The 15,735-nt window shown below is 39.2% G+C and carries 17 protein-coding genes, 1 tRNA gene and 1 pseudogene; 14 read left to right on the top strand and 5 right to left on the bottom strand.

Annotated features, from left to right (window positions below):
- Positions 1-88: 88 nt before the first annotated feature.
- The 12 genes from FTU36_RS13330 (at position 89) to FTU36_RS13385 (ending at position 10,319) form a co-directional block, all read left to right on the top strand.
- Positions 89-1,471, top strand: a complete 1,383-nt coding sequence (locus FTU36_RS13330) for a Do family serine endopeptidase (RefSeq protein ID WP_180114777.1) — start codon at positions 89-91, stop codon at positions 1,469-1,471.
- A 120-nt stretch (positions 1,472-1,591) separates the two neighbouring features.
- Positions 1,592-2,041 (top strand): thioesterase family protein, encoded by a 450-nt coding sequence (locus tag FTU36_RS13335; RefSeq protein WP_078190331.1) that lies wholly within the window; start codon positions 1,592-1,594, stop codon positions 2,039-2,041.
- A gap of 195 nt (positions 2,042-2,236) precedes the next feature.
- The gene (gene lepA, locus FTU36_RS13340; protein ID WP_168378033.1) at positions 2,237-4,054 is read left to right on the top strand and encodes a translation elongation factor 4; all 1,818 of its coding nucleotides are present in this window, start codon (positions 2,237-2,239) and stop codon (positions 4,052-4,054) included.
- 21 nt (positions 4,055-4,075) lie between these two features.
- Positions 4,076-4,903: a signal peptidase I gene (gene lepB, locus FTU36_RS13345; RefSeq protein WP_180109508.1), complete on the top strand. Its 828-nt coding sequence runs from the start codon at positions 4,076-4,078 to the stop codon at positions 4,901-4,903.
- 20 nt (positions 4,904-4,923) lie between these two features.
- A complete protein-coding gene (locus FTU36_RS13350; protein WP_180007637.1) occupies positions 4,924-5,295 on the top strand; it encodes a DUF4845 domain-containing protein in 372 nt (123 codons plus the stop codon).
- Positions 5,267-5,965 carry a ribonuclease III gene (rnc, locus tag FTU36_RS13355; protein ID WP_111883979.1) on the top strand — a complete coding sequence of 233 codons (699 nt, stop codon included), beginning with the start codon at positions 5,267-5,269 and terminating at the stop codon, positions 5,963-5,965. The genes FTU36_RS13350 and rnc overlap by 29 nt, the downstream gene beginning before the upstream one ends.
- Entirely contained in the window at positions 5,965-6,993 is a 1,029-nt protein-coding gene (gene era / locus FTU36_RS13360; RefSeq protein ID WP_067765139.1) for a GTPase Era, read from the top strand. Before rnc ends, era begins: the two co-directional genes overlap by 1 nt.
- A 33-nt stretch (positions 6,994-7,026) precedes the next feature.
- Entirely contained in the window at positions 7,027-7,227 is a 201-nt protein-coding gene (locus FTU36_RS13365) for an NF038104 family lipoprotein (protein WP_180063409.1), read from the top strand.
- Between the two features lie 8 nt (positions 7,228-7,235).
- On the top strand, positions 7,236-7,952 hold the full coding sequence (gene recO, locus FTU36_RS13370; protein WP_180055190.1) for a DNA repair protein RecO: 717 nt from the start codon (positions 7,236-7,238) through the stop codon (positions 7,950-7,952).
- Between the two features lie 9 nt (positions 7,953-7,961).
- Positions 7,962-8,687: a pyridoxine 5'-phosphate synthase gene (pdxJ, locus tag FTU36_RS13375; RefSeq protein WP_180054978.1), complete on the top strand. Its 726-nt coding sequence runs from the start codon at positions 7,962-7,964 to the stop codon at positions 8,685-8,687.
- A gap of 17 nt (positions 8,688-8,704) precedes the next feature.
- Positions 8,705-9,358 carry a tRNA-(ms[2]io[6]A)-hydroxylase gene (locus tag FTU36_RS13380; RefSeq protein ID WP_078190322.1) on the top strand — a complete coding sequence of 218 codons (654 nt, stop codon included), beginning with the start codon at positions 8,705-8,707 and terminating at the stop codon, positions 9,356-9,358.
- A gap of 136 nt (positions 9,359-9,494) precedes the next feature.
- Positions 9,495-10,319, top strand: coding sequence for a DUF4198 domain-containing protein (locus tag FTU36_RS13385; protein ID WP_180118239.1), 825 nt, complete (start codon positions 9,495-9,497; stop codon positions 10,317-10,319).
- A gap of 62 nt (positions 10,320-10,381) precedes the next feature.
- On the opposite strand, the gene FTU36_RS13390 is transcribed toward FTU36_RS13385, so the two are convergent.
- Together FTU36_RS13390 and FTU36_RS13395 are read right to left on the bottom strand one after the other, a co-directional pair.
- Positions 10,382-11,455 (bottom strand): hypothetical protein, encoded by a 1,074-nt coding sequence (locus tag FTU36_RS13390; RefSeq protein ID WP_180118241.1) that lies wholly within the window; start codon positions 11,453-11,455, stop codon positions 10,382-10,384.
- 87 nt (positions 11,456-11,542) lie between these two features.
- Positions 11,543-11,618 (bottom strand) — tRNA-Asn (locus FTU36_RS13395).
- Positions 11,619-11,869: 251 nt separating this feature from the next.
- Between FTU36_RS13395 and FTU36_RS13400 the strand changes: the two genes are divergently transcribed.
- Positions 11,870-12,328, top strand: coding sequence for a hypothetical protein (locus tag FTU36_RS13400; protein WP_180118243.1), 459 nt, complete (start codon positions 11,870-11,872; stop codon positions 12,326-12,328).
- Between the two features lie 51 nt (positions 12,329-12,379).
- Here FTU36_RS13400 and FTU36_RS13405 read toward each other — a convergent pair whose 3' ends face one another.
- Positions 12,380-12,814 carry a PaaI family thioesterase gene (locus FTU36_RS13405; RefSeq protein ID WP_180118245.1) on the bottom strand — a complete coding sequence of 145 codons (435 nt, stop codon included), beginning with the start codon at positions 12,812-12,814 and terminating at the stop codon, positions 12,380-12,382.
- 536 nt (positions 12,815-13,350) lie between these two features.
- On the opposite strand from FTU36_RS13405, the gene FTU36_RS13410 reads away from it, so the two are divergent.
- Complete coding sequence (locus FTU36_RS13410; RefSeq protein ID WP_257224863.1) at positions 13,351-13,848, top strand: DUF2711 domain-containing protein; 498 nt, start codon at positions 13,351-13,353, stop codon at positions 13,846-13,848.
- A gap of 295 nt (positions 13,849-14,143) precedes the next feature.
- On the opposite strand, the gene FTU36_RS13415 is transcribed toward FTU36_RS13410, so the two are convergent.
- Both FTU36_RS13415 and FTU36_RS13420 read right to left on the bottom strand, forming a co-directional pair.
- Positions 14,144-15,370, bottom strand: coding sequence for a pyridoxal phosphate-dependent aminotransferase (locus tag FTU36_RS13415; protein ID WP_111883988.1), 1,227 nt, complete (start codon positions 15,368-15,370; stop codon positions 14,144-14,146).
- 275 nt (positions 15,371-15,645) lie between these two features.
- Positions 15,646-15,735: pseudogene (locus FTU36_RS13420) on the bottom strand (IS5/IS1182 family transposase); the annotation flags it as partial.

The following is a 15,735-nucleotide window of genomic DNA, read 5'->3' on the forward strand; positions in this document are numbered from 1 at the left end:
TCAAACATTTTATTACGAAGCTTAGACTTGCATTGTGATAAAAACTAACGTATTTCAAATGATAAGCACAATTGAGTGAATGCTAACAATGAATAAATCGTATTTACAAAAGGGACTCTATGCAGCTGTGTTTACGGTTGCTAGCGTGCAGACTCAGGCAGCGGGTCCTGTTGATTTTTCCAATTTGGTTGAACAAGTCAGCCCAGCTGTCGTAAGCGTGAATGTGGTTAAAAAGCTTAGTCAAGAAGAGCTTTTGCAGCAACAAGTCCCAGAAATATTACGACGCTTTTTCGGTAATCAGGTGGTTATTCCGCAGCAAAAAATGCCGCAAGAAAAGACCGGTTATGGAAGCGCATTCTTTATTAGTAAAGATGGTTATCTGTTAACCAATCACCATGTGGTAGAAGATGCCTCGAAAGTCACCATCGTACTGAATGACCGCCGTGAAATTGATGCCACAGTGGTGGGTAGTGATGAGCGGACTGACGTGGCTTTGTTAAAGGTCAAAGGTTCAAATTTTCCTGAGCTACGCACAGGCAATGTTGACCGTTTACGTGTAGGTGAGCCAGTGTTGGCTATTGGTTCACCATTTGGCTTCGACTATTCAGCTTCGGCAGGAATCGTTAGTGCTAAAATGCGTAATATGATGGGAGAAACCTCGGTTCCATTTATTCAAACCGATGTGGCATTGAACCCGGGTAATTCTGGTGGTCCATTATTTAATCAGTCTGGTGAAGTGGTCGGGGTAAATTCTCGTATCTTTAGTGGTACAGGCGGTTATATGGGGTTATCGTTCTCGATTCCCATTGATGTTGCAATGGATGTTGCAGACCAATTAAAGAAAAACGGCAAGGTAACACGTGCTTATTTAGGCGTCATGCTACAAGATATCGATCGTAATCTTGCAGAGTCTTATAACCTTTCAAAACCAGAAGGTTCTTTGATTACTCAAGTTGCACCAAATTCACCTGCTGCAAAAGCTGGCTTTAAAGTGGGTGATGTCATTTTGAAATTTAATGGTACACCGATTTCACGTACTGGCGAACTACTGAATTATCTCAATCGTACAGGTCCTAATCAAAGTATTCAGCTTGAAGTATTACGTGATGATAAACGCCAAAACATTTCAGCAACCTTGATCACTGCACCAGATGATACGCCTGCAAAAGCTGAAATTGCACCTGTGAAAAAAGGCCCGGTGATTGGGGTGTCAATTCGTAATTTAACTGCAGATGAATTAAAGCAACTGAGTGTGAAAGGTGGTGTATTAATTCAAGATGTACGAGCTAGTGGTATTGCTGCACAAGCGCGAATTCAGCCGGGTGACGTTGTGACTCAAGTTAATAATAAAGCTGTGAATAATGCAGAAGATTTTGTGAAAGTTATTTCAGAATTGAAAAATGGCAGCATTGCACGTGTTTCTTTGATTCGTCAGGGGCAACGTGCGATTGTGGGCATGCGCATTCAATAATGAATTACTGAATGAAAACCACTCCAAGCGAGTGGTTTTTTTAACTTTAGTGTTTTTGCAATTTACCCTTAGATAAAAATGAGTAGACTGTGGAGCATATTTTAAAATTTGCAGGACGCTATGAGCGATATCTTTGATTTAAAAATTACAGTTCAAGCTGAACATATCGACACATTAAATCATGTGAATAACGTGGTGTACGTCAGTTGGATGCAAGATGTCGCGACAGCACATATTGAAGCCTTGGGTTTAGGCTTAAAAGAATATATTGAATTGAAGCATGCCATGGTTGCTGTTGAGCATCATGTGCAATATCGCAAAGCAGCAGTTGAAGGTGAGGAGATTATTCTGCGAACGTGGCTCAATGATATCAATGCGTTGTATTCATTTCGTCAGTATGTATTTTATCGACCTAAAGACAAAGCGATATTATTTACAGGCAATACGCAGTGGGCATGCATTGAAATTGCCACAGGTCGTCCAAAACGCATGTCGCCAACCTTTACCCAAGCGTATCAACCTATTGCGGATAGCCTAAATCCGCTGGATTTTAGTGCTTATGATCTTTGAGTTTGATTTTATCGCAAAATTTCAAACCAAGACTAGCCAAGTTCTCCATGTAGGATGAATGACTTGCATAAAAGCAATGCATTATTTTCGATACTTTGAAAAATCCATCTGCTATAATCCTCGGCAATTTCTATTCGGCTTTTGCTATGCATAAAGAATTGCATGTATAGCGCTTTTATTTTTCCAAGGTAGCCCATGGCGCAAGCTAAAAAATCTGTTGATATAAAAAACATTCGTAACTTCTCGATCATTGCGCATATCGACCATGGTAAGTCGACCCTTGCCGACCGATTTATTCAAACTTGTGGTGGTTTGCAAGATCGTGAAATGCAGGCGCAGGTTCTAGATTCTATGGAATTGGAACGTGAGCGTGGTATTACGATTAAAGCTGCGTCAGTGACTTTGTATTACACCCATCCTAATGGTGAAGAATACCAACTCAACTTCATTGACACACCGGGGCACGTTGACTTTTCTTATGAAGTTTCACGTTCATTGGCTGCGTGTGAAGGTGCACTATTGGTTGTCGATGCTGCACAAGGGGTAGAAGCACAATCTGTAGCGAATTGCTATACCGCAATTGAACAAGGTTTAGAAGTCCTACCTGTTTTAAATAAAATTGATTTGCCGCAAGCAGAGCCAGAGCGTGTTATTCAAGAAATTGAAGACATTATTGGTATCGAAGCGACTGAAGCACCTACATGTTCAGCTAAAACCGGTCTAGGCATTGAAGGGGTGCTTGAAACACTGGTAAATGTTATTCCTGCACCCGAAGGCGATCGTAATGCACCATTACAAGCCTTAATTGTTGACTCTTGGTTCGACAACTATTTGGGCGTGGTTTCTTTAGTTCGTATTAAAGAAGGTCGTGTGCGTAAAGGCGATAAAATGTTGATGAAATCAACAGGTCAAACGCACATCATTACTTCAGTAGGTATTTTTAATCCTAAACATACAGAAACTGACATGCTCGAAGCAGGTGAAGTTGGTTTCGTGATCGCGGGTATTAAAGATATTTTTGGTGCTCCAGTTGGTGATACGATTACCTTGGCAACTACACCAGAAGTTGAAAGCTTACCGGGTTTCAAAAAAGTGAAACCACAGGTCTATGCAGGTTTATTCCCAATCGATTCAAGTGAATTTGAACCGTTCCGTGAGGCGCTGCACAAACTGCAAATTAATGACTCAGCGTTGTTCTTTGAACCTGAAAGTTCAGATGCACTTGGTTTTGGCTTCCGTTGTGGCTTCTTGGGTATGCTGCACATGGAAATTGTACAAGAACGTTTAGAACGTGAGTATGATCTGGACCTGATTTCTTCAGCACCAACCGTAATTTATGAAGCGGTGATGAAAAATGGTCAAACCATTTATATCGATAGTCCTTCTAAAATGCCGGATGGTTCAACAGTTGAAGACTTACGTGAGCCAATTGCTGAATGTCACATTTTAGTACCGCAAGAATACTTGGGTAATGTGATGACTTTATGTGTTGAACGTCGCGGCGTTCAAAAGAATATGAAGTTCATGGCGAACCAAGTGGCCATTACGTTTGAAATTCCAATGGCTGAAGTGGTAATGGATTTCTTTGATAAGTTGAAATCATGTTCACGTGGCTTTGCATCGCTTGACTATAGCTTTGTCCGTTTTGAGAGTTCATCTTTGGTTAAGGTGGATGTGCTAATTAATGGTGAGAAGGTTGATGCCTTGGCCATGATTTGTCACCGCCAAGATGCTCGTCACCGTGGTATTGCTTTAGTTGAAAAAATGAAAGACTTGATTCCACGTCAAATGTTTGATGTGGCTATTCAAGCAGCAATTGGCGCGCAAATCATTGCACGTTCAACTGTAAAAGCGATGCGTAAAAACGTTTTGGCTAAATGTTATGGTGGTGACGTGTCGCGTAAGAAGAAACTTCTTGCGAAACAAAAAGAAGGTAAGAAACGTATGAAACAAGTGGGCAGCGTCGAAATCCCACAAGAAGCGTTCCTTGCGGTATTGAAAGTAGAAAGATAATAAATAGAGGTTTATGAGCTCATGGATTTTGACTTTAATTTGATCCTTGTTCCTGCCACAGTCATTTTTTTCTTAATTTGGCTGTTGGATAAGTTTGTCTGGAAACAACGACAGACCAAAGGTAAAGGGAATGAAAATGTCGTTATCGCATGGGCTTATGACTTTTGGCCGATTCTAGCGATAGTTTTGGTAATGCGTTCATTCTTATATGAGCCATTTAATATTCCATCAGACTCTATGGTTCCAACTTTAGAGACAGGTGATTTTATTGTGGTGAATAAATATCAGTATGGCGTACGATTACCTATTATTAATAAAAAAATTATTGATGTTGGTGAGCCTGAACGTGGAGATGTCATTGTATTCCGTTATCCACCACAACCAACCATTAGCTATATTAAACGTGTGGTTGGTTTACCAGGGGATCATATTATTTATGATCATGGTCAACTGAGTGTGAATGGTCAGAAAGTGGCAAAAGTTCCTGTGGAATTTAGCCGTGAAAAAGATCAACTCGACACACCTACATCGATTTATCATAAAGAAACCATGGGTAAGCATACGTTTACCATGCGTGAGCTTGAAGGTGTCAATGTTGCGCGCCAAGCGCCATTTATCAACTATGTTGAAAATGGTAAATATTCAACAGAAAATGGTTTATATTGGGAAGTTAAGGTTCCTAAAGGTCACTATTTCGCGATGGGGGATAATCGTGATCAAAGTGCGGACAGTCGTTTTTGGGGCTTTGTGCCTGAAGAAAACCTCACTGGACGTGCTTTTTACAAGTGGATGCATAAGGAACCTGGTTTAAAACTGCCTTCATTTAGTCGTAATGGCAGTATTGATTAGTCTTACATCAGGAAAATAAAATGAGACATCAACGGGGAACGTCTTATATTGCAATTTTAATTGCTATTATTGGTTTTGCTTTTTTAGCTAAAGCATTAATTGCGGTTTGGGGACCGTATGTTGACGACCGTCTCGTCAACAATGAAATTGAAGATTTGATGAAGAGCAGTCCTAAAAATATTGCTCCGAGTAAGTTTGAGTCACAAATGTCACAACGCTTAGATATGAATGGTGTGCGTGATTTAAACTTTAAAGATATTGCTCAAGTCACTAATGTAGACGGTCTACAAGTGAAAACAGATTATGAAATAAGAAAGCCTTTCTTATTGAATATTGATATTGTGTTGAAGTTCGAGAAAAGTTTTGATCAAAGCTCAGTCCAAGCTAAATGAAGCTCGTTTAGCAAGTCGTATCGGTTATCAGTTTAAACAACCTGAATTGTTACAACTGGCCTTGACCCACCGATCGGTGAGCCATAAATACAATTATGAACGCCTAGAATATCTGGGCGATTCATTATTGGGTATGATAATTGCCAATTATCTATACCATGCCTACCCGCATGAAAATGAAGGGCGTCTAACGCGTATGCGTGCGACACTGGTTCGTCAGGAAGCGTTAGGTAAAATTGCCAATGACTTAAAACTCAGTCAAGAATTAATCTTGAGTACAGGTGAGTTGAAATCTGGCGGTCATCATCGCGAGTCTATACTGGCGGATACTGTTGAATCGATCATTGGAGCAATCTATGTCGATTGTCAGGATTTAAAAATTCTGGAACCGATTGTTCTTAAATGGTATGTGCCATATTTAGATCATATTGAACCGACCGATCAACTGAAAGACCCTAAATCACGTTTACAAGAGTATTTACAAGCACGTAAAAAACCTCTCCCGGTTTACGAGGTTGTAGATATTCAGGGTGATGCTCCAAACCAACATTTTAAAGTTGAATGTACGGTAGAAGGGCTACCTGTTAAATACGGTGAAGGTTCAAGCCGTCGCTTTGCTGAACAGGCAGTAGCGGCAGAAATCTTAGAAATTTTGGAGAAAAAGTCTTAATGACTACTCATTCCGATCACGTAGATGCTGATCACGAGTCGCAAGGCGACAGTAACGATTTAATTAGTCAGTTTTTTAGTGCACAAGGTACTGAAATTCCTGCCGATTTTAAAAGTGGTTTTGTGGCGATTGTCGGTCGTCCAAACGTGGGTAAATCAACGTTAATGAACCATATTTTGGGTCAAAAACTTTCAATTACGTCACGTAAACCACAAACGACGCGTCATAAAATTGTGGGTATTGACTCACGCGAAAAGTCTCAGGCAGTATTCGTGGATACGCCAGGGATGCACAAAAAAGAAGTCCGTGCCATCAATAAAATGATGAACCGTGCGGCACATTCTGCACTTCGTGATGTGAACTTAGTTTTGTTTGTGATTGATGCAGACAAATGGACACAGAATGATGATTTAGTATTAGAAAAACTAAAAAATGCTGATATGCCGGTTATTCTTGTGATCAATAAAATTGATACGTTAGAAAACAAAAACCATGCATTACCCTTGATACAAGAGCGTGCAAAATTGATGAATTTTGCAGAAATTGTTCCTGTGTCAGCGTTGCGTGGTGCAAATTTAGATCATTTGCGCAGTACGATTGAGAAATATTTACCATTCCAACCACCATTGTATTCACTTGAGCAATTGACCGATCGTTCAGAGCGCTTCCTTGCGTCTGAAATTATCCGTGAAAAAATCATGCGTCAATTGGGTGAAGAGCTGCCTTATGATTTAACGGTTCAAATTGAGTCGTTTAAAACAGAAGAAGCAACGGTTAATCCAAAAACGGGTCGTCCTAAAGCGGCGTGTACCTATATTGATGCGACGATTTTTGTCGATCGTTCTGGCCAAAAAGCCATTGTGATTGGTGAAAAAGGTGCCAAACTGAAGAAAATCGGTATGGATGCACGTGTGGATATGGAAAAAATGTTCGAGCAAAAAATCATGCTGACACTTTGGGTGAAAGTCAAAGGTGGTTGGTCTGATGATGAGCGTGCATTGAAAAGCCTGGGTTATAGCGATATTTAATTGCTGGACATTTAAAACTTTGAGGGAAGAGTAATGATGAGAGTATTAGCTGTAGTGGCATGTGTTTTGTTTCTACAAGGGTGTATTCATAAAATCGTTACTGTTCCTGTCAAAGTGGCTTATAAAACCACAAAGGGCGTGGTCAAAGGCACTGCTGCAGTTGTGGGTGCAGTCATTCCAGATGGGGATGATGAAGAAGATGAAGACGAAAAGAAAAAGAAAGACAAGGATTAATATTTTAAATCATGCGTAATGAGATACTGCATGGTTATTTAATTCACCATCGTAAATATCGTGAAAAAAGTCATATCGTGCACCTGTTTACGCAGGAGCATGGCCGAGTTGACGGTATTCTCAGACAAACACCTCCGCCTCAGTATCAACCGATTTGCTTGCAAGCATCCGGCAAGTCTGAGCTTAAAAATTTCAGTAAACTTGAAATTGTGAATCAACCCATTTTCTTTTTTGGGGATGCTTTTTTTTCAGGTTTTTATTTAAATGAAGTTTTATTGAGGTTATGTCCTTTAGAGGTCGAGATGCCAGAGACATTTGCTCAATATGCGCATACCTTAGAACAACTCCAATGCATGTCTGCGCAGGACAATCCTGACCTGTTTTTGCGACAAATCCTTAGACAGTTTGAGCATGAGTTGCTTGAAGAATTGGGTTATGCGCTAGATTATTCAACTGATGCAAATCAACAGCAAATTCAGCCTCATGAAAATTATCAATTTCATTTAAACGAAGGTTTTCAACCTGTCATTAAAGCCTCACGCGCAACATTGTCAGGTCAACATATTTTAAGTATGTGTGATTATGAAAAAGGTGGGGAATTTAATCCTGAACAGTTACAATTACTGTCTAAGTTGTACCGACAAATGATTACTTCCTTGCTTGGCGATCGTCCATTAAAAAGTCGTCAATTGTGGATACAGAATTCTCAAACTCAACGTCATTAGGAAAGAATTATGGCAGCTTTGCTTGGTGTAAATATTGACCATGTGGCAACACTACGAAATGCACGTGGGACAACTTATCCAGATCCTGTGAATGCCGCAATTATTTGTGAGCAAGCGGGGGCGGAAGGGATTACGCTGCATTTACGTGAAGATCGTCGCCATATTAAAGATGATGATGTACGTCGTATGCGTTCTGTATTAAAAACCCATATGAATCTTGAAATGGCAGTGACCAATGAAATGGTTGAATTTGCCAAAGAGATTCAGCCGCATCATGTATGCTTTGTTCCTGAAAAGCGTGAAGAAGTGACGACTGAGGGTGGTTTAGATGTTGTTGGGCATTTTGAAGATGTAAAAAACGCGACTCAAGCACTCGCAGCGATTGGTTGCGAAGTTTCATTATTTATTGATGCTGACTTTGCTCAAATTGATGCAGCAATTGCCTGTGGCGCACCTACGATTGAGTTGCATACAGGTGCATATGCAGATGCTGAAACACCTGAAGCGCAGAAGGCAGAGCTGGAACGTATTATTCAAGGTGCTGAATATGCCGCATCTAAAGGTTTGATTGTGAATGCTGGCCATGGCTTAAATCTTGACAATGTCACTCCGATTGCGCGCATTGCGCAAATTCATGAACTAAATATTGGTCACTCGATTATTGCTGATGCTGTATTTATTGGATTGGCACAGTCTGTAAAACAAATGAAAGCTGCGATTAAAGCCGCACGTTAATTTTTTAAGTAAAGTATATGTCAAATATTGATTATGATGCCCTAATGAAGCCAGTCATTGGCTTCTTGGGGTGTGAAACACCAAAAGCATGGCTAGATGAAGCTTTAAATAATTTGGATATCCTAATGCAGGATCATGCCAATTGTGAAAAGAAAGCTGCAAGTACAGCAATGAATTTGATGTTTCGTTATAGTTTTTTCTCTGATTTACAAATCAAACTAGCACAGCTAGTTCGTGAAGAAATGCTGCACTATGAGCAAGTGCTGGAACTGATGGCAAAACGTGGTCAGGAATGGACTGCAATCAGTGCTGGTCGGTATGCAGGTGGTCTACGCAAAGAAGTACGGACTTATGAGCCAGAAGCGTTAATTGATATCTTGGTGATTGGTGCATTCGTTGAGGCACGGTCATGCGAGCGTTTCTATGCGCTTGCACCACATGTGGATGAAGAGTTGGGGCGTTACTACCGCTATTTGCTAAAGTCTGAATCACGCCATTATGAGGACTATTTAGCATTAGCTATGGACGTAGCGACGACCAATAAGCTAAAGAACCCGAAAGAAGATATTCAGATGCGTATTGAGCATATTCGTGAAGTTGAAAAAAATCTGATTAGCAGCCCAGATGAATTATTTCGCTTTCATAGTGGTGTGCCCGTTAAAGCAGCCTGATAAAAGAGTCCTCCAGAATGGGGGATTTTTTATGCATATAAATCAAGTGATAATAAGAATTATTTACAATTGTCTTGAGTGACTCTAAAATGAAACGATCTTTATGAATCAAACAATTTAAGCTCAGTTATTCAATATGAAATTACAATTCACTTTACTCTGTTTGGCCTTGTGTGCGGTTGGTCAGTCTCAAGCGTATTATCCTTATGTTGCGCCTCTAAACTATCAAACTTTTAATAATCACAGTGCCATTCTTTCTGGTTTTTATGACAATCCGTTTGTCTCTGAAATAGCCATTAAAAACTTTAATTTCCATGTGCATACACCGTCAGGTGATAAGCTACATTTAACGGAAACGGATTGGGCAAAAACGCAAACAGTCAGCAGCTATAGTTTAGAAAGTAAGCAAGATGGCACGTATCGTATTCGTGGTGAAAAGCAGGGAAGTACAGCGCGTTTTGCTTATGATCAAAAGCATTGGAAAGCGTTAATCAATGGTGTGCGTGATCCTCAAAAAACAGCGAATGCAAATGTCATTTATACAGCTGAGTTGACTCAAAAGTCGCAAATCAAAAGTATTCAAACTCAAGAAATCATTGAAACTTTTGTATCGCGCCGTGTAACGTCTACACAAGTGGTGAATCATTTGCATGATGGCTTTGATGTGCAATTTAAAACTCATCCGAATGCCATTATGCAAAATGAGCCAGTACAACTGAAAGTGCTAGATCAGAAAAAGGCGGTTGCGGGTTTGCAGGTTGAAATTTTGCAGCAAACGACGGATTACAGCCGTGAAGGAAAGGTTTATAAAACGCTTAAAACTGATCAAGATGGAAACTTAAATTTTAATCTAGCAGATCGTGGTCAGTATTTACTGAAAATTGACTATCAGCAGCCTTTTGAAATGAAGGGAGACGCATTAAAACGATATAAATATACTTTGAGTTTTAATGTGATCTAAATCGAAGGGTAGTTAAATGAGAAAAAGCTCTGCGATTTGCGGAGCTTTTTTATGAAAATGATTTAGCTATCTTTAGGTTCAAGATAAAACATCGATAAACCTATCAATAAAATTAAACTGGTTTGAGTGAAAAAGTGTTTATTAAAACCACCATAATATTGCTGCGAATAGCCTGCGATCAGTAAATACCCCGTTAAATAAAGCAATCGATAATATCGGCTCTCAAAACAATAACAGACACTTGCAAAACATAAAATCAGACAACCAATCACCATATAGTGGATATCCCAAATGATGGTGTTGATTACAAATAAAAGTGCTGAAAGTGCGCCGATAGATAAATTACGAAAGCTTTCAAACCCTTGAAAAATGTGCATCAAAGCGAATATGAAGAGTGGCAATAGAGCAAGTGCATATTTTATTTTCATACTGTTGTGCGTCATGAGCATATAATTCTGCTGTTTCTCAACAATGGGGCTAGTACTGATGCTTAGCCTAAGCCATTGCAGGGTTAAGTGTTCAGGGATGTTGGCTTTAACTAAAAATTTGAGTGTGGCTTGCGGTGGAATAATATAATTTTCTTGGAAATCATGGCCATAAAACATCCAAGACTTATTGGTTTCCAATGTGTGATATTTCGTATTTTTTTGAGTTGAGATGTTAGAGAGTTGTCCACTTGCATTTAACCCAGCTTTCATACATGGTGTTTCTTTTTCGTGAACAATACATAACGGCAGTACCGAAATTTCAAGATCTTTTCGTGTTTGTTGCTGACCTGCAAAATCGATATGAACATACAGTTGATCAGATTGGTTTTGCAGTGTAATCGGTGTGCTTGACCAATATTGTCCTTCTGTCATCTCGTTCAATACAGATTCAGATATTTCGGGAATAGTATTGTGATTTTGAATCTGCTGAGGTGGAATCAACCATTGTAGGCTGCTGTCAAGAAGGGTGTTGGTTTCACTATTATATAAATTGGGTGGCGTTTTGAAATGTTGCTCAATTTCACTTTCGGGTGTGCAGCTCACCAAATAAATTGCAAATGGGCTGATAAAAATTAAAAGAAAAATGAATGCAGTGAGATAGTGTTTTAAGGCAGTTTTATTTGATTCAGCATCAACTTGAATGAACATTTTTTTATTTTAATGACAATGACTTATAGATTATATGTAAATCATAGGCATTAAAAAAGCCCATTTAAATAAATGGGCTTTAGAATTTGGCTCTCCAACCTGGGCTCGAACCAGGGACCTGCGGATTAACAGTCCGTCGCTCTACCGACTGAGCTATTGGAGAATCTGAATGCGATTATAAGCAGATTTTGAAGAGGGTCAAGCTAAAAATACCAATATGAGGAGAAATGCGTGATAGATGTTTTTTATTTGAACAAAAAGAATGATTTTTCAGAAAAAATGAATCTTAGGCTTGCAAAGAAAAAATTCAATTGATAGTCTGAATGCAACAACAGAGCGTTTAAACATATGTTTAAACAGTGTGGATTTAAACCCAACTTGCCAGCACTAAAATGGCTAAACAGGAGAAAGCGAATGAATACGCTGACTATTTCTCAGATTTTTTCAAACTTTTCTTTTTATCAAGAAAACTATCTTTCCATTATTAGTAACCAAGAGCAATATCAAACACCTGTCGAAGGTGCGTACGTTGACGTTTGGCCTTTGGGTAAACGTGACTTGGCATTGGGAGATCTATTGCAACTGTGGTTTAGTGAAAAATGGTTGATCAACGCGCCATGTCATTTACGTTTTGAACATCAAGATGATGGTCGTCGTGTGCCTTTGCAACGCAAGCAAGATTTGTATTTATACCAATTGGCAGGTAATGCGTTATCAGGCTCAAATCGTTCTAAAGTATGGTCTATTTCAGAACAACGGGAACTTCGTGTTGAGTTAGATAGTGCTTTAAAATATTACTGCTTTCAAAAGGGCAGTAATCGCATTGATCTAAGCGAAGGCCAATTAATTCGCGCCTTACATTCAGCAATTTAAGTTTGAACCATCATCTGCTCGCATTGAATTGCGAGCAGAAAAATAAAAATATTAAGGACGTATAATCATGCAAGTTGCAGTTGCATGTGCATAAAGTTTGCCATTGTCATCAATAATTTTCCCTTCAGAAATCCCTAAATTTTTACTGATATTAATGACTGTTCCTATCGCTGTAAGTTCAACATTCTTTGGGATCGGACGACACATTTTAATATTTAAGTCGATGGTGCCATAACCCACACCAGCCTCTAATAACGTGTGAATGGCACAACCTGTCACCGAGTCGAGTACCGTAGCAGCAAAGCCACCATGCACGCCGCCAAGCGGATTTAAGTGTCGTGCATCTGCTTTAGCCTTAAAGCTAATACTGCCCTCAGATACTTCATAAGGCTGCATAGGAATAGTTTCGCTAATACTTGCAGGAGGAATTTTCCCTGCACACATGGCTTGTAGAAGTTGCAGTCCAGTCATTTCTTTTGGGTTCATTGTGCTTTTCCTTTTACTAAGTTTTTAGTTTCTTTTTGGAACTTGATTATTAATAAAACAAAAAACAGCAGATGCGTCAATTAAAGAGAATGAAATGAAGAGTCGATTTGGTAAGACTTATATGTGTAGTACGATGATAGATAGAGCTATTCGTTGCTATAAGAGAGATAGGTTTTATCAAAGTTGTCAAATGACAAGTTGTTTAGCCAATTTTGTGCTGGAAATTCCTTTTATGCTTTTGATTTATTTTGTCAAAGCTTCGAATAGCCCAAAGATATCATTCTATCGATGCTCTTTGGCGATTTAGCCTCAAGTTGTATATACCTTAATGAAGTAGATAGACTGTGTGACGGAGAAGTGTTCAATTGTCTGTGCTGTATTTAGCCATTATCGGCAGAATGTGGTTTATCGGTGTGCCTTTGAGTTGGCATATTATTTTACCCGAAGTAATTGTCTTCGCCGGAATTGACTTGATGGTTTGGTCTTCGGCAGGGAAAGGGTATTCTGAAAAACATGAAAATTAGAAGATATAAATCATGAAAGAAAATAATGTATTAACTCCTGAAATTTACGCCTCTTATCCTTATGATGGAAAGATTTTAGAATATTATCAGGGCGTTTTTGAATCGGTGTATATCATTTTGCATCCCTTTTATAAAGCAGTCACATTGGAACTGGAACGTTATAATGTTGAAACGTGGCCTGAAAAAAATGAGTTTATCAAAGGCTGTTATCCAATTGCATGGCATGAAATTTTAAATTTGTCTGGGCTGGAGAATGTCTCTCAAATTGATGTTGCATTAAGGACGATGATTGGCGGAATTAAACAACAATATGAAAATAAAATGTGGGAAAAGCAGGTTCTTGATTTATACAAGCAGAGTGAAATTATTAATCCATGTGATGATGGGCTTATTTCGCCATTTTTAGAAAATCCGCTTTTATATGCATTGAAAGAAATCGGCTATGACTTTTTGCTGACGGTTGATGAGCATGGGATAAATCAACCGAAAAAATGCAGATTGATTATTTGATCGCAAATGATCTGCTTGATGTATGTAATTACACTGAAGATTATCAGCTTCTATTTGCCACACATTGGGACAGTCACTGTACTTTTTTATGTTCTTCAAAAAAAATCATTGATCAGATTCTAGAAATTCACCCCTTTGAAGGATTCTTCTGTACTCCTAAAACTGAAGTCTATTGGGGACTGCATGAGATTTAAACGATGAGGCTTTTAAATCATCACAATATTAAGCCGTGAAATGTAAACCATAAAAAACCCGCGAATATCGCGGGTTTTTTTGATTTGATCTTTAGATCAAATTATTTTTCAGCAGCAATTGAAGCAATCGCAGCGTCTACGCCTTCGATTGAGTCAGCAGCTTTCTTGATACGTGCAAGTGCATCTACAAGCACTTCGTCTGCAGTTGCATAAGAAATACGCATGTAACCACCTAGACCGAACGCATCACCAGGAACTACGGCAACACCAGTTTCTTCCAATAACCATGCAGAGAATTCTGTGCAAGATTTTAAACCTTTTGCACGAATCAGTGGACGGATGTTTGCGTATGCATAGAATGCACCGTCAGCAGGAAGGCAAGTAATACCGTTGATGTCATTCAAGCCTTTCACAACTAGGTCGTGACGGCGTTTGAATGCTTCAATCATTGGCTCAAGAACGTCTTGAGGGCCATTCAATGCAGCTTCAGCAGCAACTTGTGAAATAGAAGTTGGGTTTGAAGTTGATTGAGATTGGATTTTTTTCATCGCACCAATAAGTTTAGCAGGGCCCGCTGCGTAGCCAATACGCCAGCCAGTCATTGCATAAGCTTTAGATACACCGTTAAGAACGATTACGCGATCGTAAAGGTCTGGTGCAACTGTTGCGATGTTGTAGAATTCGTCGTCCCAACGGATTGGTTCGTACATATCATCAGAAGCAACTAAAACTTCTGGGTATTTACGTAGAACGTCAGCTAAAGCAAGTAATTCTTCTTTAGTGTAGATCATACCTGTTGGGTTAGAAGGGCTGTTTAGAACCACTAAACGAGTTTTGTCAGTGATTGCAGCTTCTAATTGAGCAGGCGTAATTTTGAAACGTTGGTCTTCACCACATTTCACGATTACAGGAGTACCTTCAGCAATGATCACCATGTCTGGGTAGCTTACCCAGTAAGGAGCAGGGATAATTACTTCGTCACCTTTGTTTAACAAAGCAAGTGCCAAGTTAAAGAAAGATTGTTTACCACCACAAGAAACCAAGATTTGGTTTGCAGCGTAATCAAGGTTATTGTCGCGTTTTAATTTAGCAATAATTGCTTTTTTAAGACCTGGAGTACCGTCAACAGCTGTATATTTAGTGAAGCCATTGTTGATAGCAGCAATTGCAGCATCTTTGATGTGTTGTGGGGTATCGAAATCCGGTTCACCTGCGCCTAAACCAATTACGTTTTTACCAGCAGCTTTTAATTCAGCAGCTTTGTTAGTAACAGCAAGTGTAGGGGACGGTTTGATGCTATTTACACGATCAGACAGACGTACGTCCACGGCAGTATTCCTTCTTATAGGGATTAAAAAATAAAAAGCACACTATCTTAGCTTAAATGCACAGTAATGGGGAGTGGCAAAATCAACAATGTGCAAAAAAGTGTGATATTCCATCCTAACCCTATAATTGAGAAAATTTACATTGAGTTACTTAAATTTTTAATCAAATTTTATGGCAAATTCTTAAAGTCACGGACAAAAATAAGGCCTAAAAAAGGCCACAACATGTGTGACCATTTTTAGGGTGTGTTGACATTTACAGCCGATAAATTGAGCTAAAGAGGCAACCATATAAATATACAAGCTAAAGCAACAGCGCTTTGATAGTTACGTTTTAGCTTATCGTATCTTGTGGCAATTCCTCT

It is taken from the genome of Acinetobacter sp. YH12096 (assembly GCF_013419215.1).
In the GTDB taxonomy this organism is placed as follows: domain Bacteria; phylum Pseudomonadota; class Gammaproteobacteria; order Pseudomonadales; family Moraxellaceae; genus Acinetobacter; species Acinetobacter amyesii.